22 protein-coding genes and 1 pseudogene are annotated in these 21,810 nt (G+C 38.8%); 8 read left to right on the top strand and 15 right to left on the bottom strand.

Annotated elements, in window-relative coordinates; genetic code table 11:
• Positions 1-13: 13 nt before the first annotated feature.
• From GAB14E_RS15175 to GAB14E_RS15190, 4 genes are all read right to left on the bottom strand, one after another.
• The gene (locus GAB14E_RS15175) at positions 14-415 is read right to left on the bottom strand and encodes a hypothetical protein (protein WP_033081619.1); all 402 of its coding nucleotides are present in this window, start codon (positions 413-415) and stop codon (positions 14-16) included.
• Between the two features lie 20 nt (positions 416-435).
• Complete coding sequence (locus GAB14E_RS15180; RefSeq protein ID WP_033081618.1) at positions 436-927, bottom strand: helix-turn-helix domain-containing protein; 492 nt, start codon at positions 925-927, stop codon at positions 436-438.
• Positions 928-1,044: 117 nt separating this feature from the next.
• A complete protein-coding gene (locus tag GAB14E_RS15185) occupies positions 1,045-1,635 on the bottom strand; it encodes a uracil-DNA glycosylase family protein (RefSeq protein WP_033081617.1) in 591 nt (196 codons plus the stop codon).
• 109 nt (positions 1,636-1,744) lie between these two features.
• Complete coding sequence (locus GAB14E_RS15190) at positions 1,745-1,939, bottom strand: hypothetical protein (protein ID WP_033081616.1); 195 nt, start codon at positions 1,937-1,939, stop codon at positions 1,745-1,747.
• A gap of 354 nt (positions 1,940-2,293) precedes the next feature.
• On the opposite strand from GAB14E_RS15190, the pseudogene GAB14E_RS23715 reads away from it, so the two are divergent.
• A pseudogene (locus tag GAB14E_RS23715) lies at positions 2,294-2,682 on the top strand (acyl-CoA thioesterase).
• Positions 2,683-2,825: 143 nt separating this feature from the next.
• Complete coding sequence (locus tag GAB14E_RS15195; RefSeq protein ID WP_033081615.1) at positions 2,826-3,170, top strand: YajD family HNH nuclease; 345 nt, start codon at positions 2,826-2,828, stop codon at positions 3,168-3,170.
• Between the two features lie 4 nt (positions 3,171-3,174).
• Here GAB14E_RS15195 and GAB14E_RS15200 read toward each other — a convergent pair whose 3' ends face one another.
• The 7 genes from GAB14E_RS15200 to exaC form a co-directional block, all read right to left on the bottom strand.
• A complete protein-coding gene (locus GAB14E_RS15200; RefSeq protein ID WP_033081614.1) occupies positions 3,175-3,384 on the bottom strand; it encodes a hypothetical protein in 210 nt (69 codons plus the stop codon).
• Between the two features lie 54 nt (positions 3,385-3,438).
• Positions 3,439-3,675, bottom strand: coding sequence for a hypothetical protein (locus GAB14E_RS15205; protein ID WP_033081613.1), 237 nt, complete (start codon positions 3,673-3,675; stop codon positions 3,439-3,441).
• A 139-nt stretch (positions 3,676-3,814) separates the two neighbouring features.
• Positions 3,815-5,572 carry an amidohydrolase gene (locus GAB14E_RS15210; protein WP_033081612.1) on the bottom strand — a complete coding sequence of 586 codons (1,758 nt, stop codon included), beginning with the start codon at positions 5,570-5,572 and terminating at the stop codon, positions 3,815-3,817.
• Between the two features lie 63 nt (positions 5,573-5,635).
• A complete protein-coding gene (locus tag GAB14E_RS15215) occupies positions 5,636-6,523 on the bottom strand; it encodes a transporter (RefSeq protein ID WP_231562008.1) in 888 nt (295 codons plus the stop codon).
• Positions 6,524-6,616: 93 nt separating this feature from the next.
• Entirely contained in the window at positions 6,617-7,882 is a 1,266-nt protein-coding gene (locus tag GAB14E_RS15220) for an MFS transporter (protein ID WP_052093560.1), read from the bottom strand.
• 94 nt (positions 7,883-7,976) lie between these two features.
• Positions 7,977-8,795, bottom strand: coding sequence for a ribonuclease H family protein (locus GAB14E_RS15225; RefSeq protein ID WP_033081611.1), 819 nt, complete (start codon positions 8,793-8,795; stop codon positions 7,977-7,979).
• A gap of 282 nt (positions 8,796-9,077) precedes the next feature.
• On the bottom strand, positions 9,078-10,598 hold the full coding sequence (gene exaC / locus GAB14E_RS15230) for an acetaldehyde dehydrogenase ExaC (RefSeq protein WP_033081610.1): 1,521 nt from the start codon (positions 10,596-10,598) through the stop codon (positions 9,078-9,080).
• Positions 10,599-10,763: 165 nt separating this feature from the next.
• On the opposite strand from exaC, the gene GAB14E_RS15235 reads away from it, so the two are divergent.
• The 3 genes from GAB14E_RS15235 to GAB14E_RS15245 all read left to right on the top strand — a co-directional run bounded on the left by GAB14E_RS15235 (position 10,764) and on the right by GAB14E_RS15245 (position 13,468).
• A complete protein-coding gene (locus tag GAB14E_RS15235; protein ID WP_052093559.1) occupies positions 10,764-11,681 on the top strand; it encodes an AraC family transcriptional regulator in 918 nt (305 codons plus the stop codon).
• A gap of 140 nt (positions 11,682-11,821) precedes the next feature.
• On the top strand, positions 11,822-12,754 hold the full coding sequence (gene ylqF / locus GAB14E_RS15240) for a ribosome biogenesis GTPase YlqF (RefSeq protein WP_033081609.1): 933 nt from the start codon (positions 11,822-11,824) through the stop codon (positions 12,752-12,754).
• A 279-nt stretch (positions 12,755-13,033) separates the two neighbouring features.
• Positions 13,034-13,468: an HIT domain-containing protein gene (locus GAB14E_RS15245; protein ID WP_033081608.1), complete on the top strand. Its 435-nt coding sequence runs from the start codon at positions 13,034-13,036 to the stop codon at positions 13,466-13,468.
• Positions 13,469-13,662: 194 nt separating this feature from the next.
• Here GAB14E_RS15245 and megL read toward each other — a convergent pair whose 3' ends face one another.
• Positions 13,663-14,901 carry a methionine gamma-lyase gene (gene megL / locus GAB14E_RS15250; protein ID WP_033081607.1) on the bottom strand — a complete coding sequence of 413 codons (1,239 nt, stop codon included), beginning with the start codon at positions 14,899-14,901 and terminating at the stop codon, positions 13,663-13,665.
• Between the two features lie 329 nt (positions 14,902-15,230).
• Between megL and GAB14E_RS15255 the strand changes: the two genes are divergently transcribed.
• The 3 genes from GAB14E_RS15255 (at position 15,231) to GAB14E_RS23990 (ending at position 19,335) form a co-directional block, all read left to right on the top strand.
• The gene (locus GAB14E_RS15255; RefSeq protein WP_033081606.1) at positions 15,231-16,853 is read left to right on the top strand and encodes a sigma 54-interacting transcriptional regulator; all 1,623 of its coding nucleotides are present in this window, start codon (positions 15,231-15,233) and stop codon (positions 16,851-16,853) included.
• A gap of 75 nt (positions 16,854-16,928) precedes the next feature.
• A complete protein-coding gene (locus GAB14E_RS15260; RefSeq protein ID WP_033081605.1) occupies positions 16,929-18,788 on the top strand; it encodes a serine/threonine protein kinase in 1,860 nt (619 codons plus the stop codon).
• 61 nt (positions 18,789-18,849) lie between these two features.
• Entirely contained in the window at positions 18,850-19,335 is a 486-nt protein-coding gene (locus GAB14E_RS23990) for a VOC family protein (protein ID WP_052093558.1), read from the top strand.
• Positions 19,336-19,434: 99 nt separating this feature from the next.
• Here the strand turns inward: GAB14E_RS23990 and GAB14E_RS15265 are convergent, their stop codons facing one another.
• The 3 genes from GAB14E_RS15265 to lipB form a co-directional block, all read right to left on the bottom strand.
• Entirely contained in the window at positions 19,435-19,821 is a 387-nt protein-coding gene (locus GAB14E_RS15265; RefSeq protein WP_033081604.1) for a disulfide bond formation protein B, read from the bottom strand.
• A 232-nt stretch (positions 19,822-20,053) separates the two neighbouring features.
• Positions 20,054-21,040 carry a lipoyl synthase gene (lipA, locus tag GAB14E_RS15270; RefSeq protein ID WP_052093557.1) on the bottom strand — a complete coding sequence of 329 codons (987 nt, stop codon included), beginning with the start codon at positions 21,038-21,040 and terminating at the stop codon, positions 20,054-20,056.
• Positions 21,033-21,740 carry a lipoyl(octanoyl) transferase LipB gene (lipB, locus tag GAB14E_RS15275; protein ID WP_414734059.1) on the bottom strand — a complete coding sequence of 236 codons (708 nt, stop codon included), beginning with the start codon at positions 21,738-21,740 and terminating at the stop codon, positions 21,033-21,035. The genes lipA and lipB overlap by 8 nt, the downstream gene beginning before the upstream one ends.
• Between the last annotated feature and the right edge of the window lie 70 nt (positions 21,741-21,810).

Genomic DNA, 21,810 nt, shown 5'->3' with positions numbered 1-21,810 from the left:
TCAGGTTAAGTACTTATTTTGTATTATTTTCCATAACTTGTATCTGCTCTTTTTCTGCATCGGTTAATACCTTGTACCATCTAGGGTACGACCAGCCGTAACCCCAACGAAATGATGTTGGCAGATATGGACTGCCGCCAACACGAACACCCGCTAACATAAGGCTGGCGATGTAAGGTTCACCAACTTTGGCAACACACTGTTGCAGCTCTTTATCAGCAAGCAGCCTTTCTTGGTAAGTGCCACCTTGCCAATAAGCATAATCATGAGCGGTACAGCACGATAGCCATAATTGATTATGCTCAAATGTTCCATCAGGAAATGAGCTACAGCCGTCAGAGGTGAAGGGCTCGATATTCTCTGCATTTAGATGAAATGAAGTAAACAAAAGTAAAAATACAAAAAATATACGCATATAACCCCTACTGGTTAAAGTTAGCTGTTTTGGTTCGGTTCATGGTTCGGTTCATGGTTCGGCTCATAGTCATACCAAATGCCATAGCGATCACCATGCCATATAAGTCCATGATATAAATAAGCAGTAGCCAACATGAGTAAACCACCAACGAGTGCTGCTTCACTTATTAGACCTAAACTACAAAATATAAAGCCACTTATATGACCAATAACTTCAATTCGATGGGCTGATTTTCTGCTGGGTCTGGTTTGTAAAAAGTTAAAAACAAACCAACATTTTAATAACAAAGGTAAATTCTTCCAGTTATCTGATTTTTTATCTATCATAAGCTTCTCCTGATTCAAGGTTGTTACATCAACATCAAGTGCAGCAGCAATACATTTAAGAGACTCTAAGCTAGCATTTTTTCCGCTTTCTATACGTTGGATTGTTCTAACATTTAGTCCAGACATTTGAGCTAATTGCTCTTGTGAAAAGTGCCGGTTAATACGCAGTTCTTTGAGAATCATTAAATTTACCCCTGTACTTAAGAATCACAAGTATTCATTAATTTTGTTATTGTCGGTGACGATTTATACCTGACTTCCCCCCGACATGCACCCGACAGCGTCAGTTTACTGTGTTTATTAGCTGTTGTTCTCCTTCAATGACTCAGCAATACGTAGCCTAAGTGTTGGCAGCAATTCAATTTCAAACCAGGGGTTCTTCTTAAGCCAGATATTATTTCTAGGGCTAGGGTGTGGCAGTGGAACGATATTTGGCCACAAGCTTCGCCATGATTTTACCAATTGTGTCACTGAGGCATTTGTGTCATCTAAGTGATATTTCTGCGCATAACTACCGAGTACAATAGTGAGCTCTATTTGTTTAAGATGAGCGAGGATTTTACTTCTCCAAGCCGGTGCGCACTCTTTTCGTGGTGCAAGGTCACCTGTTTTACCCGTACCAGGAAAACAAAACCCCATAGGTAAAATAGCAACTTTTTGTGGATCATAAAACTCTTCTCGAGTTAACCCTAACCACTCACGTAAGCGCTTACCGCTGGCATCATCAAATGGCACGCCTGAATTATGCACTTTACGCCCGGGAGCCTGACCAGCAATCAAAATCTTTGCTTCGGGATGAGCCTGTACAACAGGCCTTGGTTCTTGGGGTAAAGCCGAAGCACAAATGGTACAACGTCGAACTTCGCTGAGTAGAGATGAAAACTCTGTCATGAATACTCCATAAGTCCTTATTCGCTAATAGTAAAATATGCAACTTAGTCGAACCAGCTGTATTTGGAGCCGTTGCAACTGGTTTTAGCGAGATACAACGACCTCTATTTTACTCGGTGTCTTTTTCTTCTGTTTTAGTGATTTTAGTTCTTAAACTATGAAATAAAGAGGCAAACATCAGGGTTGTGAATAAGAGTGTTGAGCATAACAATTTTATCCCAATACGCTCGGCCTCAATAAATTCATTCAATATGGCTGATAGTAAAATAAAAGCAAGCAGATAATAACTTTGTATGTCTTTCACATAAACTCCTAGGCAGCTACATTTTCGTTAATAGGTAAAAATATATATGTAGTAGTTGGCTAACATTCGTGGCGGTGATGAACAAAATGGCAACAGTATTTTAGTCTGATTTAACCGTTTGTAATTATGGCTAAATAATAAGAATAAGTTAATTTACATGAAATTTTATTAAATTCAAGTTGTTGAGTGAAGAATTTAGATAAATCACTTAGGCGATATTGATATTCTTAAACGTTACCTATAATTTATTTTGAACAAATAACCAATTAATGATTGGAGTTAATACTCAATGGATAATAAGCGGTGCTACAACAGGTCATACCACTTACATATGCTGTTAGCCAAAGGTCTGTTATGCGCTTTCTTTCCCGCCGTCTTGTTATGCCCAATGATTTAAACTACGCCAACTCTTTATTTGGTGGTAGGGTCCTTGAATGGATTGATGAAGAGGCGGCAATTTATGCTATCTGTCAATTAGAGACTAACTGCTTAGTGACTAAGCATATCGGTGAAATTAATTTTGAGTCAGCTGCTATGCAAGGAGATGTGGTTGAGTTTGGTTTAGAAACTAAAAAGGTTGGCCGTACTTCTATCACGATCACTTGTCTAGTACGTAATAAGGCCACTAAAAAAACATTTGTTTAGCTGATGATATTGTTTTTGTGTAAATTGATACGAAAACTCGTTTACCTATACCCCATGGTAAAACTCTGGACATTTTAGAGCAGCAAACTGAAGTATAAATTGATACGCCTAAAATATCGGTTACTGCTAAGCACTCAGTGTTGCTAACCCTCATCTCACTCTTGCTGATTCCCACTATTGCTAAGTAGAGTGCTTAGCAATACACTTACCTCATTATTTACTTATTAATGTCCTAAATATTATGTCTTCTGATCGCTTTGGTACCAGTGCCAACTACAAACAACAAGAAAAAGGTTATCGTGACCGAGCATTAAAATTATTCCCTTGGGTATGTGGCCGCTGTGCCCGTGCTTTTGAGTTTTCTAACTTAAGAGAATTGACCGTACATCATATGGATCACGATCATACTAATAACCCTAATGATGGTAGTAACTGGGAGTTGTTGTGTATTTACTGTCATGACAATGAACATGCCAAGTATACCGATCATGCTAACTATAAAACAGAAGTTAAAGCGGGCGATACCAATCAAGATACCGCTACTTATAATCCATTTGCTGATCTTAAGTCGATGTTAAAGAAATAGGCTACTATCTGGGCACATCTTCTTGGCTAAGATATTGTTCGTAGCCTGAAATGCCAAAAAAGCGAATGGATTTATGCTGTTTGATTTTTTTGGCAATCAGTAATTCACCGCAATAAATTTTAACTATCTGTTTATCACCATTACTGTCGGTTTCATAATCATGTTTACTATTAAGTCTAAGGTTATCAAACTCAGTTTTCATAATTAGTTTCATCGGTTAATGACTCCTGATTAATCAAGAAAAGTTATAACTCACCTAATAGGATTTTTATAACTTATTGATGTCTTTTTGTACTTGATAACCTTCCTCAGTAACAATGGTTTCAAGTACTTGTACACGCTCGGTTAGTGCTAGTATTTCTTTGCTAAGATCATCACTTTTACCATCAGCATCATGATTGTGGGCAATTGTTTTGGCTTTGAATTCGAGATGTTTGTTGTACATCTTATATAAAACACCAAAAACGACACTGACAATAACAACCACCATAGTTGTACCACTCATAATTATCTCCTTTTTATTTTTGTTTTTAGATCTTAACTACTTATTCTTAACTATTTGCTCCTAGTTATGAATTTTGTATTAAGTACAAGGCTGACGACTTTATCAGCCTGCATATTGTTTATATTAGCAATATAACTGCTTAATGCTTTACTGGGAACTTTTCTCCTTCAAAGACAGTACCCCAAATTTTAATATCTTTAAGTTTTTTCGTATCTACTTGATACGGGTCTTGCTCTAAAATAGCAAAATCTGCTTTTTTACCGGCGACAATTGAACCAATTTTATCTTCCCAGCGCATGGTCCAAGCTGCATCAATAGTTATGGCTCGAAGCGCCTCATCAACCGTTAGCTTTTCACCTGCAATATTTTTATTACCGTTAATAGTTGTTCGGTTAACAGCAGTCCAAACCAATGTTAATGGACTTAATGGCGCCATAGGCGCATCAGAATGCAAAGCGATTGGTAGGCCATGTTTTTTAGCGGTACCTAACGGCACCATTTTTCTGGCTCTGTCTTCACCTAGCCATTGCTCAGCATAGGTGTCAGCGAGGATGTATTGGTAATATGGGTTTGCCGAAACCATCATGCCTATTGCACTCATTTGCTTTAATTGCGCCTCAGTAGCATAAGCAAAATGCTCAAGCGTGGTGCGATGATCTACTCTTGGATGTCCAGCTTGTAAGCGGCGAACCATATTGATTAATTCTTTGGTACTGCCATCACCATTGGTATGAGCATGAAGTTGATAGCCATTATCCCAAAAGACTTTTGCATAGTTATAGGTTCTTTCAAGCGGTGCCATCCACATGCCTTTATGGCCATCTTTATAACCTGGGAAGTCCATTTGAGATGCGCCAGAGAAGATAGCGCCATCCATCATCAACTTAAAATGTTTATCATATACAACTCTGTGGCTATTTCCCTCTGTCCATTGCTCAACTTCTTTTAGAGCATTTTCAGGGGATATCCCACGAGCAATGAAATCAGTAACTAAAGGAGTTAATACTAAACGTGCTGGTGCTTTACTTTCTTCGGCAACTTTTCTGATCAGTGCGGTTTCACCAACAGGATCACCAAAAACGCCCATGCCCATATCCATTGCCGTGGTGGTGCCACTTTGGTGCATCATTTCGAAGAAGTTCTTCATACCTTGACCATAACGCTTTGGTGCAAACATAAATGACATTTTAGGCAGCATTAATTGCATGGCACCATTTTCCCAAAAGTGACCTTTATCCCAGTCGGCCTCATGATGGGCAATAGTTGCGGTTTTATCTACTTTCAATAGTTTAAGTGCGGCATCATTCGCAATTAATTCGTGAAATGAGCGATGCCAAAGCATGACCGGTTGGTTGGGGAATAATACATTGAGTTCTTGCTTGTAAACATCCCCATGCCAAAGAGTATGATAACCCCAAGTAACAAACGGGATAGCAGGGTTATGTTTTGGATCGTTATAATGCTGATTAACCAGCTCAGTTAATCGATCAATATAGCCTTTTTTTGTTGTTTCACCGGGAAACTCCCCAGTAGGTAGCGACCAATCATCAGGGGCAATGAAAGGGAATTGTGTTAATACTGCCGGTAAAGAAGGGTGCACGTGCGGGTCAATTAAACCCGGCATGATAATTTTATCTTTAAAAGTAGGGTCTATGGTTGCGCCACGCTCTTTAATCCAACCTTGTAGGGAATCAAGACTACCCACGGAAACGATTTTTCCATCGGCTACCGCAACAGCGGTGGCGTAAGGTTGGCTGTTATCCATAGTAATAATTTTTTTAGCAAGGTATACGGTAAGTTTGGAGGGCTTAGTACTTTGTGCAGCATGGTTGCTTAAACTAATAACGGCCAAAGAACTGGTAATTAGCAGTACGATAATTATATTTGAAAATTTCATTTTTTCTCCGTAATAGATGAATAGTGCTTAATAGGAAATTTTTACATTACATCGGCAACAACTTTACTTGGGAAACAACATAGTAAACATTAATCTAATACCAACACCTTCTGGGCCATTGTCAGTACTTTTAGCCCAATACCTAAGACCGCCGCCAACACTTATCAGCTGACCGCCTACTTTTATCATTTGCGTGACGGTGAAATTAACAGGTACTGCCCATTGCTTAGATTCCCAATCATAAGTTGATTCAGTATTTAAAGCATAAGTTGTTGCTTTTTTTGTAGTGTAAACCAAAAAAGGTTGCATAAAGGTGGCATTTACATCGGCTCTATCACTTCTTCCGCCAACAGACCAGATATGGTTACCTAAGGCGCCATAAGTCCATGGACCTTGTTGTTTTAATGCTACCGCCGTTGGGCCAAGACCAAACTTATCTGCGGTTAACTTGTCGTCAGAGCCTGTAGGTAGCAGTAATACTGGACCTGCGCCCAAAATCCAACCATTATTAGTTGGTGCTTTAGGTGAAAAAAATATGCTCTGTACAATGTCGCCAACGCCAGATTGAGTACCAGCATTATTATGAATACTCTCTTGGTCTATTACCGGCAGAATTGTCCGGGAGATGAGATTCCAATTATCACTGATAGAGAAGGGAATGACAGGTTGAATATTAATAGTGGTTCGACTGCCTTTATCATCAGCACCAATATTTTCATCAAAATTATATTGAATTGGCGCACTAATGAGCGCAGCTACAGGATTGTTTAATTTTTTAGCTAATGCCTCTTTATTTTGTGTATCTTTTGGCAATGCATCACTTTGTCCGTATGCAAAGCTTGAACAGCTAAGTGAGGAAAGTAGTATCAGTTTACCGAAGGGTATTAATTGCAGAGCTAGTTGTTTACTTAGCAATGTCCTTTTTAGAACGCTTTTTTGTGCGTTGTTCATATCTATATCCTTGATATAAAAAGTTATTATGCTATTTTTTATTGACGCTAAAGTAGATGAATTATTCATATTCTCCTACTTAAGCGCTTAAGTTTAATTTATTTTCGCGGCAGCTTGTATTGCTAACGATTTTTTATGATAAAAGCCAACGACAATAAAGAGTACAACAATAAAAGGTAGGCTTGTTATCACTACCCAGTGCCAACCAGCGTTAAATAATACCCAGCCTGCTAATAATGATGCTGCGGCTTGAAAGCCAAATAAAACAAAGTCATTGGTTGCTTGTACTTTATGGCGCTCACTGGCGTGATAACTTTGTGGCAATAAAGAAGTACCGGTTAAAAATAAGAAATTCCAACCAATGCCAAGCAAAATCAATGCCCACCAATAATGCATCACTTCATGGCCTGACAGTGCGATAAAGGCAACTACCGTATAAATTAAGGTGCCTATGAGCATAAGTCCTTTTAATTTTAAGTACTTTACTAACCAAGGAGCAAATAGAGACGGTAGATACATGGCGGCAATATGACTTTGGATAACCCACTTTGTCTCATTTAAACTGTGACCTTGCATATGGTGCATGCTAATTGGGGTTGCGGTCATTAAGTAACTCATCAGTGCAAAACCTATGGTCGCTGTACAAATGGCAATCAAAAAAATGGGCTGTTTAGCAATTTCACTTAACGGTCTTGCTTCGCCAACGGCTTCATCGTGATTGCTAGTAGGGTTTATAAAAGCCAGCATTATCAACATGGCACAAAGAGTAAGGCAGACCATTAGTAAAAATGAGCCAGCATAACCGTAAGGGGAGTTGAGTAAATCTTTGCCAACAACGGCTATTTCAGGGCCTAAAAATGCAGCGAAAACACCACTTAGCATTAATATAGATAATATCTTAGGGACATCGTCGCTGTTTAAGCTACTTTCAATAGCAGCAAAACGTAATTGTTGACCGAAGGCTCCACCCACACCAATTAACAAACTAGCGAAACAAAACAGTTCAAACAGTGCCAGTTTTGCAGCAAATATCGCAGTAATTGACGCCAATAATGAGCAAGTTAAACCGGTATAGACGGCAAACTTTCGGCCTTTGTTTTTTGCTAACATAGCGGCAGGAATAGATCCTGCAGCAACTCCTAGAATCATCAAGGTTAATGGTAGCGTTGCCAATGAAGGATCATTGGCCATTTTACTTGAGAGAATGCCGCCAATAAAAACGATAATGGGCGAAGCTGACATCACGAGCGGCTGAGAAATAAATAATAACCAGATATTTCTCGGCAGGGTAAATATTCGAGAAAGAACAAAGGCTGTTAATAGTAAAAGCGCGATTGTGATCAGGATATTAATTGGCATAGTTAATTTAGTAGCTCAGTTAGTTTAAGCTTAATATCGCTTAGTTTCGCTTAGTTTTTGGCTCAGTTCAGGCTGGTATTTATATCAAAATGGCTTAACCAGATTGCATCGCAAGAATGCTTTTAATATCTAATGTTTCACTGTAGCGGATCATCGCTTCTTGTCGCTTAACTCTGGCTAACACCGCCATTCTGTCAGATAGTTCATTACCTTCTATATTGGCATGACCTTTAACGTGACGGATAGTAATCTTAGTGTGTATGGTTTTATAAAGCGCGTAACATTGCTGTACTAGAGCTAAGTTTTTAATTTCTTCGCCTTTACCGCGAGTCCAACCTTTCGCTTGCCAGCCTTTCGCCCACTTGGTAATACAGTCAATTGAATATTTTGAATCAGAGAGTATGCAAATACTTTTTTCGCTATCTTTATCAATAAAGTGTTGTGCTATTTGAAATGAAGAAAGCAGTCCGTTTAACTCGGCAGTGTTGTTGGTGCCATTTGCTTGATACAGGCCGTAATATAACGAAGTTACTTTACCCAACTCGTAAACAGCAAGGCCAGTACCTGATTTACCAGGATTAGGCGAACAAGCGCCATCACAATATATTTCAATATCTCTTGGGCCATTAGCGCTAATCGTGGCATTTTTAGCGCCGGTACTTTTACTCGCGCTTTTACTACTCGTTTTTCGGCTAGAAGTAGGTGCAGCACTTGTCCCGCCTTTTTTACTTAAAGAGCGCTGCATCAATGCTTTGGTATAGGTTGACGTGAATGCTTGCTCGGCTGCTGCTTTGGATTCAAAACCCATATATTGTGCGTCTGAACGACCGGCAGTATGTTGTTGAACTTCAGGCCAAGTGGTGAAAACACCTGTTTTTGCACCTTTCCAGATGACGTAAAATTTTTTACTCATAACTTAATTAAAAACTCTTATTAACAGAAAATATATAATGATGAATATACATATTGCTTAATGTACTTAATAATTAGCATTATCATCAATATGTTCATGCTTAGCTAGTAAAAGAATGGTCGAGTTGTAAGAAAATTTTTAGCTAAAGAATAGTTAAGTACGCGTTAAGTAATAGGAAAGATCGAGACAAGTGTAAAGTAAAAAAGCCCTCTTAGTTTCTATGAAAGAAAAACTAAACGGGCATAAAGCGTCTGCTATTTTTTGTGGAGGATTCGATGAAAGTTAGAAAAAACCGAGTGGGTTAACATCATAGCTAACCAATAGATTTTTGGTTTGTTGGTATTGCTCTAACGCCATTTTATGGGTTTCACGACCAACACCTGATTTTTTATAACCACCAAAAGCAGCATGAGCAGGGTACATATGATAACAATTTGTCCAGACACGGCCAGCCTCAATTTTTCTGCCCATGTGATAAGCACGGTTCATATCTCGTGACCAAACACCCGCACCTAGACCAAATTCAGAGCTATTGGCTAACTCAAGTGCTTCGGCTTCATCTTTAAAAGTAGTTAATGAAATAACGGGGCCAAAAATTTCTTCTTGGAAGACACGCATATCATTTGTACCTTTAAGTAAGGTTGGTTGAATATAAAAACCACTGTTAAGCTCATCGGTTAATTGTTCAACGTTACCACCCATAAGCACTTCAGCACCTTCATCTTTACCTATTTGAATGTAACTTAGGATCTTTTCGAATTGCTGTTTAGATGCTTGTGCGCCAACCATGGTTGCTGTATCTAATGGATTGCCTCGAGTAATGGCTTTGGTACGTTCAATGACTTTTTCGACAAATTTATCATAAATATCTTCTTGTACAAATAAACGTGATGGACAGGTACATACTTCACCTTGGTTAAAGTAGGCAAGTACAGCGCCTTCAATACATTTACTTAAATATTCATCTTCATGATCAAGCACATCTTCAAAGAAAATATTTGGTGATTTACCGCCAAGCTCAACCGTTGACGGGATAATGTTTTTTGCAGCGGCTTGCATGATTTTTTCACCAACAGGTGTTGAACCAGTAAATGCAATTTTAGCTATGCGTGTACTTGTGGCTAATGCTTCCCCTGCCTCCGCGCCAAAACCATTAACAATATTGAGTACACCTGCAGGTAATATGTCTTCAATTAATTCCATCAACACTAAAATTGAAGCAGGGGTCTGTTCGGCCGGTTTCAATATGACACAGTTTCCTGCAGCTAGTGCTGGCGCCAGTTTCCAAGCTGCCATAAGAATGGGGAAGTTCCATGGGATAATTTGACCGACAACACCTAACGGCTCATGAAAGTGATAAGAAACTGTTTTCTCATCTAGTTCAGCTAATGAACCTTCTTGGGCGCGTAAACAGCCAGCAAAGTAACGGAAATGATCAACTGCCAGTGGAATATCGGCGGCTAAGGTTTCTCTTATGGCTTTACCATTATCCCAAGTTTCAGCAACAGCAAGTAATTCTAAGTTTTGCTCTAGACGGTCAGCAATTCTTAATAAAGTATTTGAGCGTTCGGTTACCGATGTTGTGCCCCAGTCATCTTTTGCTTTATGCGCCGCGTCGAGCGCAAGTTCAATATCAAGGTGATCAGATTGTGGTATTTGACAAAATACTTGACCATTTACCGGACTAATATTATCAAAGTATTTACCATTTTGTGGTTCTACCCATTGACCACCAATAAAATTTTGGTAGCGTGATTTAAAGTTGATTAGGGCATTTTCTGAACCGGGTTTTGCATAAATCATAACATTTCCTTTCATGGGTAATTACTAGTTAAGCGGCTTATTCTTGTTGTATTTTACTATTGCGTTTTTGTATGAGGTTATTTACCTTAGTCAATAAGCGATTGCTTAACTGTGCTGTAAATTCAAAAAACTTGCCTACTAGTTCAAATTAGCGGATAAACTTTTATGATCACACAAGCTATAGATAGTGTTAGAAAACCACCTAATGTGTTGGTTGAAAATAAACTTACCTTTGCCGGTCCTGAGTCTGAGTTAAGTATTTATGATACCTATCAACCGGCTAAGAAGGTTAAGTTACTATCTGATCAATTACTTTTCTGCGCGATGGTGACAGGAAAAAAAGTGATGCATAGCTCATCAGATAATTTTCATGGCGAGTTTTTACCTCATGAGTCTTTTATTATGGCGCCGGGCAGTGAGGTCGAAATTGATTTTCCCATCGCTAAAATTGCAGAGCCGACTACGTGTTTAGCCATCGAAATTTCAAGTGACAGGGTGCATCAGGTTTCTGCGATGTTGAATCAACAGCAACCGCTGAATAAAGTCTTTGGTCATTGGCAATACGACAACAAACTTGTGCATACTCAGCATAATAGTGAAACACAAAACGTGTTAAACCGTATTGTGCAGATTTATTCAGAAAACCATCCTGATCGCAGTGCCATGGTGGCGCTGGCAGTATCAGAGTTAACCATTCGGCTGTTGCATCAACAAACACGTGAGTTTATTTTAGCCTTTTCTCAGCAAGAGCCTGATAACAACGGCCTTAATGCAGCTTTAAATTACATTGAATTACACTTAAATGAAAATGTAGATATTGATGATTTAGCGCGGATTTCTTGCATGAGCCGAACCAAATTTTTTCATGAGTTTAAGTTGCACTTAGGCTGTACTCCGATGGCTTATCAATTACAAAGTCGCCTTAAACAAGCTGCAAACTTATTGAAGAAAGGCCAACAGGTAACCCAAACGTGTTATGCCTTAGGTTTTACTAATAGCAGTCATTTTAGCCGCTGTTTTAAAAAGTTTTATGGTATTAGTCCTCGTCAGTACAAAGATCGTCACTTAGCAAGCTTGCTATAATCAGCAGGTTTAGTCAGCTTTGGTAAGTCACCTAGCTTTCATACGAAAGCTTTATTCCTTTAAATTGTCACTATGGCTAGCCACACTGGTCAAAAGCTTGTTAAAATTGCGCCATTATATTTAGCTACTTTAGGATTTTCATGGCGATTAATTGGTTCCCAGGCCACATGCACAAAGCACAAAAAGAAATAAAAGAGATATTACCTCAAATTGATGTGGTGATTGAAGTGTGTGACGCGCGTTTACCCTTTAGTAGTGAAAACCCTATGATCACTGAGATCAGAGGTGATAAGCCACTGATAAAAATCCTCAATAAAAGTGATTTAGCCGATCCTGCGAGCACCAAAGTTTGGTTAGATTATTTAGAATCTCAGCATAATGTAAAAGCAATCGCTTTAACCACTGAGCAGCCGAGTGTCGCAAAAAACCTTGTTCATTTAATTCGAAAAATGGTGCCAAATAAAGATCAAGAAGGTAAGCAAATTAACGCGATGATAATGGGTATCCCCAATGTTGGTAAATCAACATTACTTAATACCTTAGTAGGCAAAGCAAAAGCAAAAGTGGGTAATGAGCCCGCAGTAACTAAAGGTCAACAGCGTATTCGTCTCGAAGAAGGTCTTTATCTTTTTGATACGCCGGGCATGTTATGGCCTAAAATTGCTAATGAAAATTCAGGTTATCGTCTAGCGGTTTCTGGTGCAGTGAAAGATACTGCTTTTGATCATGATGATATTGCTTACTTTGCTGCGGAATACTTACTTAAAAATTATCCTAAACGTGTTATGGATCGTTATAAACTTGAAGAGTTACCGCTGCACGAAGAAGACTTAATTGAAGCCATAGGCCGCAAACGTAGCTGTGTTAAAAGTGGTGGCCGTGTTGATTTACATAAAGCGTCAGTTATCTTAATCAATGAAATACGTGATAAAACCCTAGGTGCTATTTCTTTTGAGTTACCGGATATTATTGATGCAGAAAATTCTCACTTTGCCGAATTAGAAGAAAAGCGCATTGCGGCTCGAGAAGCTAAAAAGACTGCACGTGGTCGAGGTCGTAAGAATAAACGTTAATTTCCTGAAACTCAGTTCGAGTCTTGAAGTTGATGCTGAGAGTTTGAAGAAAAGCGCATTGCACCGGCTAAAGAGCTGAAGCTAAAAAGACTGCACGTGGTCGAGGTCGTAAGAATAAACGTTAATTTCCTGAAACTCAGTTCGAGTCTTGAAGTTGATGCTGAGAGTTTGAAGAAAATCGCATTGCACCGGCTAAAGAGCTGAAGCTAAAAAGACTGCACGTGGTCGAGGTCGTAATAATAAACGTTAACAATACTTTTTCACAACAAGGTTTCAATCATGACTGAAGCAACAACATTCACTTTACATGCACAATTAGCGACTGACGGTATTGAGTTGGCCGATTTGCCTTTGTGTAAATTACTATTGTGTAACGATAGTGCCTATCCTTGGTTTATTTTAGTGCCTAAAGTTGCCGATATTAGTGAAATATATCAATTAGATTGGCAGCAACAGCAACAATTACTAAATGAGTCTAGCTTGCTAAGTGAATTACTTATGCAAGTATTTACCGGTGATAAAATGAATGTTGCCGCATTAGGTAATGTGGTTGAACAATTACATGTTCATCACGTTGTTCGCTTTAAAGATGACGCGCAATGGCCAAAACCTATTTGGGGCCAACAAGCATTAACACCTTATTCAGAGGAAGCACTAGCGGTAATAAAAGCTAAGTTATTACCGCAATTAGCAGTGGTTTTTACTGAGGAATAACCTTCTAGGTAAGTAGTTATTAGTGAAGTGTTTTTTAAATTAGTATCTTTCAGTTAAGTCGCTTCAATTAACAAATTGCGACAGCTAATAATCAATAAGCCCCATATGTTATGCACATAATGGGGTTTTTGGGTTTAGATTTTTAGTCAAAACTTTTATTAGCCTTTATAGACCACTAAATTATTTAAGAGTTGCTAAGCAGCATTAGATGCCGTGATACTGGTAACTTTATCTGAAGTCGTTTCAGAGACCTTTGCTAGGGCTTGAGTTAAATCAGCAATAATATCATCAACATTTTCTAACCCGACAGAAATTCTGATCAAACTATCACTAATACCTGCATTTGCTCGCTCTTCTGGTGTGTAAGGAGAATGGGTCATCGAAGCTGGGTGTTGAATCAATGACTCGGCATCCCCTAAACTCACCGCAATTGAGAACAACTCCATAGCATCAATAAATGCGGTTCCACCAGCAAGGTCGGTATGTAATTCAAATGCGATAACACCACCCGCAGCTTTCATTTGCTTGCCAATAAATTTATATCCTGAGTGGCTCTTAAGTCCTGGGTAATAAACTTCAGATACCACTGGGTGCTTCTCTAAAAACTCAGCGACTGTTTGCGCATTGCTGCAATGTCTGTCCATGCGAATCGGTAATGTTTTCAAACCGCGCATAATTAACCAAGCATCGTGCGGGCTTATGGTTGCGCCAATATCTTTAAGCGTGGTCATTTTTATTTCGTTAATCATTTCAAAACTAGCACAAACAATACCAGCAACCACATCGCCATGACCATTCAGGTACTTAGTGGCACTGTGCACTACAATATCGGCGCCAAATTTAGCTGGCTGCTGTAATACTGGGGTGAGAAAGGTATTATCTACTATCGATAATAACTTATGCTCTTTGGCAATCGCGCAAATTTTCTCTAAGTCTAATACCACTAGGTTAGGATTAATTGGTGTTTCTAAAAACACTAACTTGGTATTTTCTTTTATCGCCGCTTTGATATTTTCAGGCTCCGTCATATCGACAAAAGTAACTTCGATAGCAAACTTTTTAAGCATGTGACTCATCAAGGCAAATGAACAGCCATAAACAGCCTTTGATGAAATCATATGATCGCCAGCTTGTAAGTTAGTCAGTAGTGCCGCTGAAACAGCAGCCATGCCTGTAGCCGTTGCTGCAGCGTCATCCATGCATTCCATAGCAGCCACACGTTGCTCTAATTGGCGAGTGGTAGGGTTTCCTAAGCGTGTGTATATATAACCCTCACTTTCTCCGGCGAATCTATCACCACCCTGTTGAGCACTATCAAAAATAAAAGTAGAGGTTTGATATAAAGGCGTTGCTAGTGAGCCGAACTGCTTATCATCAATTCTGCCGGCGTGAATAGCTTTAGTTTCTATATTTTTGCTCTTAAACTTGGTCATTGTGTCTTCCATAATAGGTGAGGTGATTATTGTTATGCTTAAAATTTCTATATATTTACGGTGGTCTTATATAAAGTGTTGCAATTATGTTGCCAATTAATAAAACTGTTACTTTTCAACGAGGTAGGGTTTTGTTTTGAAAGAGTGATTATAGGTTGTAATATTTTTAGTACGTTTTTTAGGGGGGGTAATTGATTTATTGGTATATGTGATACGCTAGGTGTAGGTTTTAAGGCATTAATGGATTTATTTTAGTACCTTATGAGTTTGTACTATTAATATTACTGTGTCATATTTATAGTACGAATTATTTTAAAGCGTACCTTTTTATGCGTATTGTTATTGAATCGAACGACCGGATTGGTATTTCACAAGAAATATTAGCGGTGTTCGCCAAACAAGCTTGGAACCTAAAAGCTGTGGAAATTACCAGTTGTTTTACCTATCTACATCTTGAGTATGATGAATTGACGCTATCTAAAATTAAGTTTTGCTTAATAAATATTGTCGGGGTAATAAGTGTTGAGCCTATTAGTTTATTACCTAGTGAGCAGCGGGCAAGTCACTTGCAAGCTCTATTAGATAAAATGCCAGAGCCTATCATTGATGTTGATAGCCAAGGTTTGATTTTAGCGATGAATAAGGCGAGTCATAAACTTATACCAAAAGTCGCCGGCTTTAAGTCTGATTCGATTGCTACAGACTACTTGGGTAAACCTATTGATGAGCTTATTGGTAAAATAAATACCTCAATGCTGACTAATACTGCAACGAGTCAGGCTATTACCATTCAGGGTAAAGCATACATTCTAGATATAAGCCCCGTCTTAGCTAACACATTATCAAATTCATCCACTGATACTTTCTCGCATACAGAAGATAACAAAGTAACACAGGTAACGGGCTCAGTATTACTGCTACGGTCTATGAATACTTTAGGACGGCAAATATCATTATTGCAAAGTCATCAAGAGCACAGTTTTGACAATATTATCGGTAAATCAAGCAGTATCAGTTTAATTAAAGAGCAAGGGAAACGTTTTGCTGAATTAGATTTACCTGTCCTGATCAGTGGTGAAACTGGCACCGGTAAGGAGTTAATTGCCAGAGCTTTACATCAGGCTAGTTCAAGAGCTAAAGCTCCTTTTTTAGCAATTAATTGCTCAGCATTACCAGAACACTTATTAGAAAGCGAACTTTTTGGTTATGAAAGTGGTGCCTTTACTGGCGCACAAAGAGGCGGAAAGCCTGGGCTAGTGGAACTAGCGGAGGGCGGTTGCTTGTTTTTAGATGAAATTGCTGAAATGTCACCGTATTTACAAGCTAAGCTATTACGTTTTTTACAAGATCTGACTTATCGCCGTGTTGGCGGTACTAAGGAGCTGATCGCTAATATTCGAATTATCAGTGCCAGCCATCAAAACTTAGCCAAATTAATAAATCAGAAAACATTTCGAGAAGATCTATATTATCGTCTTAACGTGCTCAGTATTGAACTGCCGCCGCTGCGTGAGCGAATTACAGATATGAGTCTATTAGCCAACTTATTCATTGAAAATGCAGCAAAACAAGTCTGTAATAGTCAGCAAATAAATTTTGTTAAACCCAAACTTACTGCACAAGCGCTGGTTTTATTACAGCGTTTTTCCTGGCCAGGTAATATCAGGCAACTACAAAATGTGCTATTTAGTGTGGTCGCTTTAAACCGTGGCGGCGATATTAGCGCTGACGACTTGCAACAAGTACTGCAGAAACATTCTGCTAATGCTGTAGAGGTTGCCGATGTTATTATGGAAAATGTGCAAGATTGGTCTAGTGCACAAAGTGAGTTCGAAGCTAAATTATTGACCCATTTACACCCCTTATTTCCAACAACACGTAAACTCGCTGACCGTTTGAAGGTGTCGCATAATAAAATTGCCATGAAACTAAGACAACATGGAATTAAGTAAAAATTATCCTGACTTGTCGTTCAAATTATATCTTAATAGTGTACATAAAGTGTTAATCAGCAGTGAGCAATAAAAGTGACTAATAAAAAATTACAGCATTTCTACATTGCTCAAGAGCAATCTATATATTTACTCAGTCATAAAGACGCGACTAAGTTAAAAGAGTGGGTTGATCTTTGCCAGCAACAATTAAAGCAACTTGGCTTTGAATACGTTGCTCTTTTAGGTAAAGGGGCGTATGGCTTTGTTTTTTCAGGTATTAAATCTACCGATGGTTTAGCAGTTGAATTACCCGTTGTTTTTAAGTTCTCTCGTATTAACTTACCGCAACACGTTCAAGACCGTTTAGCAGAAGAAGCCGATATTCAAGGTCAACTCGATCATCCTCAAATTCCCAAAGTGATTGATTATCAGAAGATAAAGCGACAATCAATTTTACAAATGGGTCGAGCTCCAGGTTTAGATTTGGAGAAATTATCTTTGCGAGTGGGGCCATTACCGCCTGAATTGGTAGTGAGTATTGCATTACAATTAGCTGATATACTTCTGTATTTACGTCAAGCCAATAACCACAGGCAGTTGAAGCCCATAGTACATGGCGATATCAAACCCTCTAATTTGGTTTACGATGAAGATACTGGCAAGGTACAGCTGATTGATTGGGGATCATCGGTGAGTGCTCAGCTCGACTGTAATCAACAGAGTACCAGTACCAACGTAATGGAGTTGATGAGTAGCGATTTACAAAATAGTAATGCCCGCTTAGGAGATGTTTATTTTATTGGTCCAGAGCAGCTAAATGGTGGTTTATCGACGCCCCGTTTTGATGAACAAGGTTTAGCCGCAACTTTATACGCCCTGGCATCAGGGCAATCATGTCGTTATGGTGTCAAGGTTATATCGCCTAATGCCCTAGGTTTACCTAAGTTGCTCGCGCAGGTATTAACCGGCATGTTAAGTGATGATGCTAAACGGCGGGGTCAAGCAGGGGATTACTTTTTTAATAACCTTAGTTATTTGAAAAAAGTTGTCTTGTCAGATAAACCAACAAAAGTTGACGCTATCGCACAAATACCTGTTTGGGTGAAAGCTCAAAGTGAGCAAATAGATACGGTAGTTTACGGGTCGCGCAAGTCATTTTTACGTGAACAAACAGATTATGATAATTTATCGGGTATTGATGATGCGCAGCTAGATAAATATTATAAAAATTATCTTATGGGCATGGGAGACAATGAAAAGGCCTTGATTGCGGCGTTAAGCCGGTTAGGTAATTTTCCTGTTGTTGGCGGCATTGCCATTCGATGGGCAAAAGAGGGGGTTTATATTGACTCTAACTTAACCTTATTTGATGAAGCACTGAAAACATCTTTTACTAGCGCGGTGAACAATATTGTTTATTTGGCTCAGGGTATATATCGCGTCGGGGTATTTAAAAGCTGTTTATTTAATGCCCGTAATACACTACATGTTGAACGTCAGAGCGAAGACCTGCCATTTATTGCTGACGGTAACCAAGAAATAGGCTTTGAGATAAGTGCTGTACCTGACGTTGATGATGTGACCCGATTACACTCTTACTTTGAAGATGGTAAAGACCCTGATGAGTATTTATATCTTCCTGATGAGCTAATGTCGGTTTTAGCTGAGCTAAACCTTATTCACCACACAGGCTGTATTATTTTTGAAGTACTGCCAACACATTTAAAAATTCATAGCTACTTGATGTTATTAAATCATGAAAAAGAAGCTGAATTTAAAGCTTGTTTAGCGCAATTTTTAGCGCTATTACCTACTATTGATGGTATTGGTATCTCAGGCTTTATGAAACTACCTTATAAAGATACTCGATTTTTTGAACATATTAGTAGCATGCCTGATAAGTTTTACCCGAGAAATCCTAAGTTAATGAGTGTTTCTCATGAGAAAAATTAAGGTCTCAAAGCCGCGGTGTTATCAAGTACGCGGTCTAATTTAATTACTAAGGAGAATTGTTATGTATGGAGAAGGGCTAGGCGAAATGGCTTGGATGGATTTATCCGTTCCCGATGCACAAGCGGTAAGTGCTTTTTATCAAAACGTTTTAGGCTGGGATAGAGAGCCCATGGCAATGACCTTAGACAATGAAACTTATAATGATTTTATTATGACTTCAGCGATTAAAAGTGATGAATTAAGTGAGGTAACAGGGACAGATAAAGATGACAGTGTTAATGAGGGGGAGTCAGAAAATGCATCATCATGTCTTAAGTCATCAAGCTTAGTAACCGGAATTTGTCATGCAAGAGGTGAAAATAAAGATATGCCAGCGATGTGGTTACCTTATTTTCTGGTAAAGGATCTTGATGAGTCTATCGGGAAAGTTGTTGTGTATGGTGGTAGTTTATTTACAAACATTAAAAATGTTGGAGAGGACCGTTATGTAGTATTCAAAGATCCTGCTGGCGCTATGGCGGCTATTTATCAAAAAGCTGAAAAGTAACGAGTAATGCTCTCGTTACTTTAGATTACAAACAAAATGTCAAAGATCCCGTTTAATTTTAATAAAGTATAAACGGGACCCTCAAAAAGAGTGATCTTATTAACGCTTCTTAATCATTATTATATACATTAAGCCAATAATCATCGTTAGGGCTATACCTGACAGTAAGAAAGGATCTACAGGAAGTTTCAGTACAAACTCACCAGCAGAGACCTTTTTCCAACCCATGAAGTGTTGGTTTGCGGCAACAACAGCACCAAAAAAACCTATGACCAGCGCTGCATATTTTCCAAGCCAATGAGATGAGATAGGTAGAACCAAAATCAAGCCTAATATGCCTATTACCGAACGTTGCACACGACAATACGGGCATTCATAAACCATACCGCTTACATCCATAAGCCAAGCGATGATAGCAATGACAATGGCAATTAGTGCGATAATTTTACTCTGTTTTATATAAGTCTCTAATTTCAATAAATTCATGATTTTCCTGTGTTCGTTGTTTGTTTAATGATTATTATAGGAGGTAATTATACTATGAAAAATAAAGATACATTAGCCGTTAGTCCGTTTTACATTGAATGAATGACTCTTATAGGAAGCCTAAATAAATCATGCATCAAAAAAATATTGATAAAATATCAACTATAAAAAAACCAGTATAAATATACTGGCTTTTTATATTTCATTTATTTACGGATAATTCACTTCGGCGTTATTTAACTTCTTCACCGGCAGCTTGTTTATCGGCATGATAACTTGAACGAACTAAAGGCCCACAAGCAGCATGCACAAAGCCCATCTTTTTAGCTTCACGTTCAAGCATGGCAAAATCATCTGGATGCACGTAACGCTCTACTGCAAGATGATCTTTACTGGGTTGTAAGTATTGGCCGATAGTTAGCATAGTGACGCCATGGTTACGCAAATCTTGCATTACTTCTAAAATTTCTTCGTTGGTTTCACCTAAACCGACCATTAAGCCAGATTTAGTTGGCACCGTAGGGTTAGCTGCACCAAAATTTTTCAGTAAGTCTAATGACCATTGATAGTTTGCACCAGGACGAACCTTGGTATAAAGGCGTGGCGCAGTTTCCATATTATGGTTAAAAACATGTGGTGGATGTTGATTAAGTATTTCTAATGCTCTATCCATACGGCCACGAAAGTCAGGGACTAAAATTTCAACTTTAGTATTTGGCGCTTGCTCACCAATTTCTTTTACGCAATCGGCAAATTGTTGCGCACCACCATCTCGTAAATCATCTCTATCTACTGAGGTGATAACGACATACTTTAAGCCCATATCTTTTAAACTATTGGCAAGTTTTTTTGGTTCATCTTTATTAGGTGGTAGTGGGCGACCATGGCCAACATCACAAAATGGACAACGTCTGGTACATAGATCACCTAAAATCATAAAGGTAGCCGTACCGTGGTTAAAACATTCTGCTAAGTTAGGGCATGAAGCTTCTTCACACACCGAGTGCAAGTTGTTTTTACGTAAATTAGCTTTGATGGCATCAATACGTTCACTCGAGCGAGGTAACTTGATACGTAACCAACTGGGTTTACGTAACATAGTAGCTTTTGTTGAACTGACAACTTTAATTGGAATGTGAGCTAATTTATCTGCATCGCGAAATTTTTCGCCCGCTGCACGATTGGCTGTTTTTGTTGCTGAAATTAAATCACTACTCATGATGCGTGTTATTCTCGTTTGGTAAACCTGTTTGATAACTAACATCATTAGCATCAAGTAAGGTTATTAAATGTTTCACTAAGGCAGTACTTGCACTAGCGGTATCTTGTGGGCCTTGTAAATCGGCAGTTTGTACCATTTCTAAACCGGCATAACCACAAGGATTAATACGTAGAAAAGGTGATAAATCCATATTCACATTGATGGCTAAACCATGAAAGGAGCAACCTTTACGTACTCGTAATCCTAATGAGGCAACTTTTTTCTCATCGACATAAACACCCGGTGCGTCAGCCTTGGCATACGCGTTAATATTATAATCAGCTAAAGCCGAGACAATACTTTTTTCGATCAAAGTTACTAACTGCCTTACGCCAATTTTTTTACGGCGCAGGTTAATCATAATGTAAATTACTTGCTGACCTGGACCGTGATAAGTGACTTGACCACCTCGGTCAACTTTCACTACTTCAATATCGCCAGGTAGGAGCAAATGTTCAGCTTTACCTGCTTGTCCTTGGGTAAAAACAGCAGGATGCTCTACTAGCCATAATTCATCAGCAATAGTGTTATCACGGTTATCGGTAAAGTCTTTCATGGCATGCCAAACTTGACTGTAATCCATGGTATCTAATTGTCGGATGACTAATGAGTCAGCAAGGTTAATAGTCTCTTGCTCGACCGTTGAATTTGAGTGCACTAGGCAAACCTCGTTAATCTAGAGTTTGGAAAACTAATCGCCTTAAAAGGCTACCCACATAAAGTCCCAT

Origin of the sequence: Colwellia psychrerythraea, assembly GCF_000764185.1 — a bacterium.
GTDB lineage: Bacteria > Pseudomonadota > Gammaproteobacteria > Enterobacterales > Alteromonadaceae > Colwellia > Colwellia psychrerythraea_B.
Note: the sequence above shows the minus strand (reverse complement) of the source record. Positions and strands in the feature narration are given on the sequence as shown.

Coding starts and splice junctions, on each gene's coding strand:
- GAB14E_RS15205 (WP_033081613.1), bottom strand. CDS start 3,675: ATGAGTGGTACAACTATGGTGGTTGTTATTGTCAGTGTCGTTTTTGGT.
- GAB14E_RS23990 (WP_052093558.1), top strand. CDS start 18,850: ATGTATGGAGAAGGGCTAGGCGAAATGGCTTGGATGGATTTATCCGTT.
- megL (WP_033081607.1), bottom strand. CDS start 14,901: ATGACCAAGTTTAAGAGCAAAAATATAGAAACTAAAGCTATTCACGCC.
- GAB14E_RS15195 (WP_033081615.1), top strand. CDS start 2,826: ATGTCTTCTGATCGCTTTGGTACCAGTGCCAACTACAAACAACAAGAA.
- GAB14E_RS15200 (WP_033081614.1), bottom strand. CDS start 3,384: ATGAAACTAATTATGAAAACTGAGTTTGATAACCTTAGACTTAATAGT.
- GAB14E_RS15225 (WP_033081611.1), bottom strand. CDS start 8,795: ATGAGTAAAAAATTTTACGTCATCTGGAAAGGTGCAAAAACAGGTGTT.
- GAB14E_RS15175 (WP_033081619.1), bottom strand. CDS start 415: ATGCGTATATTTTTTGTATTTTTACTTTTGTTTACTTCATTTCATCTA.
- GAB14E_RS15235 (WP_052093559.1), top strand. CDS start 10,764: ATGATCACACAAGCTATAGATAGTGTTAGAAAACCACCTAATGTGTTG.
- lipA (WP_052093557.1), bottom strand. CDS start 21,040: ATGAGTAGTGATTTAATTTCAGCAACAAAAACAGCCAATCGTGCAGCG.
- GAB14E_RS15220 (WP_052093560.1), bottom strand. CDS start 7,882: ATGCCAATTAATATCCTGATCACAATCGCGCTTTTACTATTAACAGCC.
- GAB14E_RS15185 (WP_033081617.1), bottom strand. CDS start 1,635: ATGACAGAGTTTTCATCTCTACTCAGCGAAGTTCGACGTTGTACCATT.
- GAB14E_RS15245 (WP_033081608.1), top strand. CDS start 13,034: ATGACTGAAGCAACAACATTCACTTTACATGCACAATTAGCGACTGAC.
- GAB14E_RS15215 (WP_231562008.1), bottom strand. CDS start 6,523: ATGAACAACGCACAAAAAAGCGTTCTAAAAAGGACATTGCTAAGTAAA.
- GAB14E_RS15210 (WP_033081612.1), bottom strand. CDS start 5,572: ATGAAATTTTCAAATATAATTATCGTACTGCTAATTACCAGTTCTTTG.
- GAB14E_RS15255 (WP_033081606.1), top strand. CDS start 15,231: ATGCGTATTGTTATTGAATCGAACGACCGGATTGGTATTTCACAAGAA.
- GAB14E_RS15265 (WP_033081604.1), bottom strand. CDS start 19,821: ATGAATTTATTGAAATTAGAGACTTATATAAAACAGAGTAAAATTATC.
- ylqF (WP_033081609.1), top strand. CDS start 11,822: ATGGCGATTAATTGGTTCCCAGGCCACATGCACAAAGCACAAAAAGAA.
- GAB14E_RS15180 (WP_033081618.1), bottom strand. CDS start 927: ATGATTCTCAAAGAACTGCGTATTAACCGGCACTTTTCACAAGAGCAA.
- exaC (WP_033081610.1), bottom strand. CDS start 10,598: ATGATTTATGCAAAACCCGGTTCAGAAAATGCCCTAATCAACTTTAAA.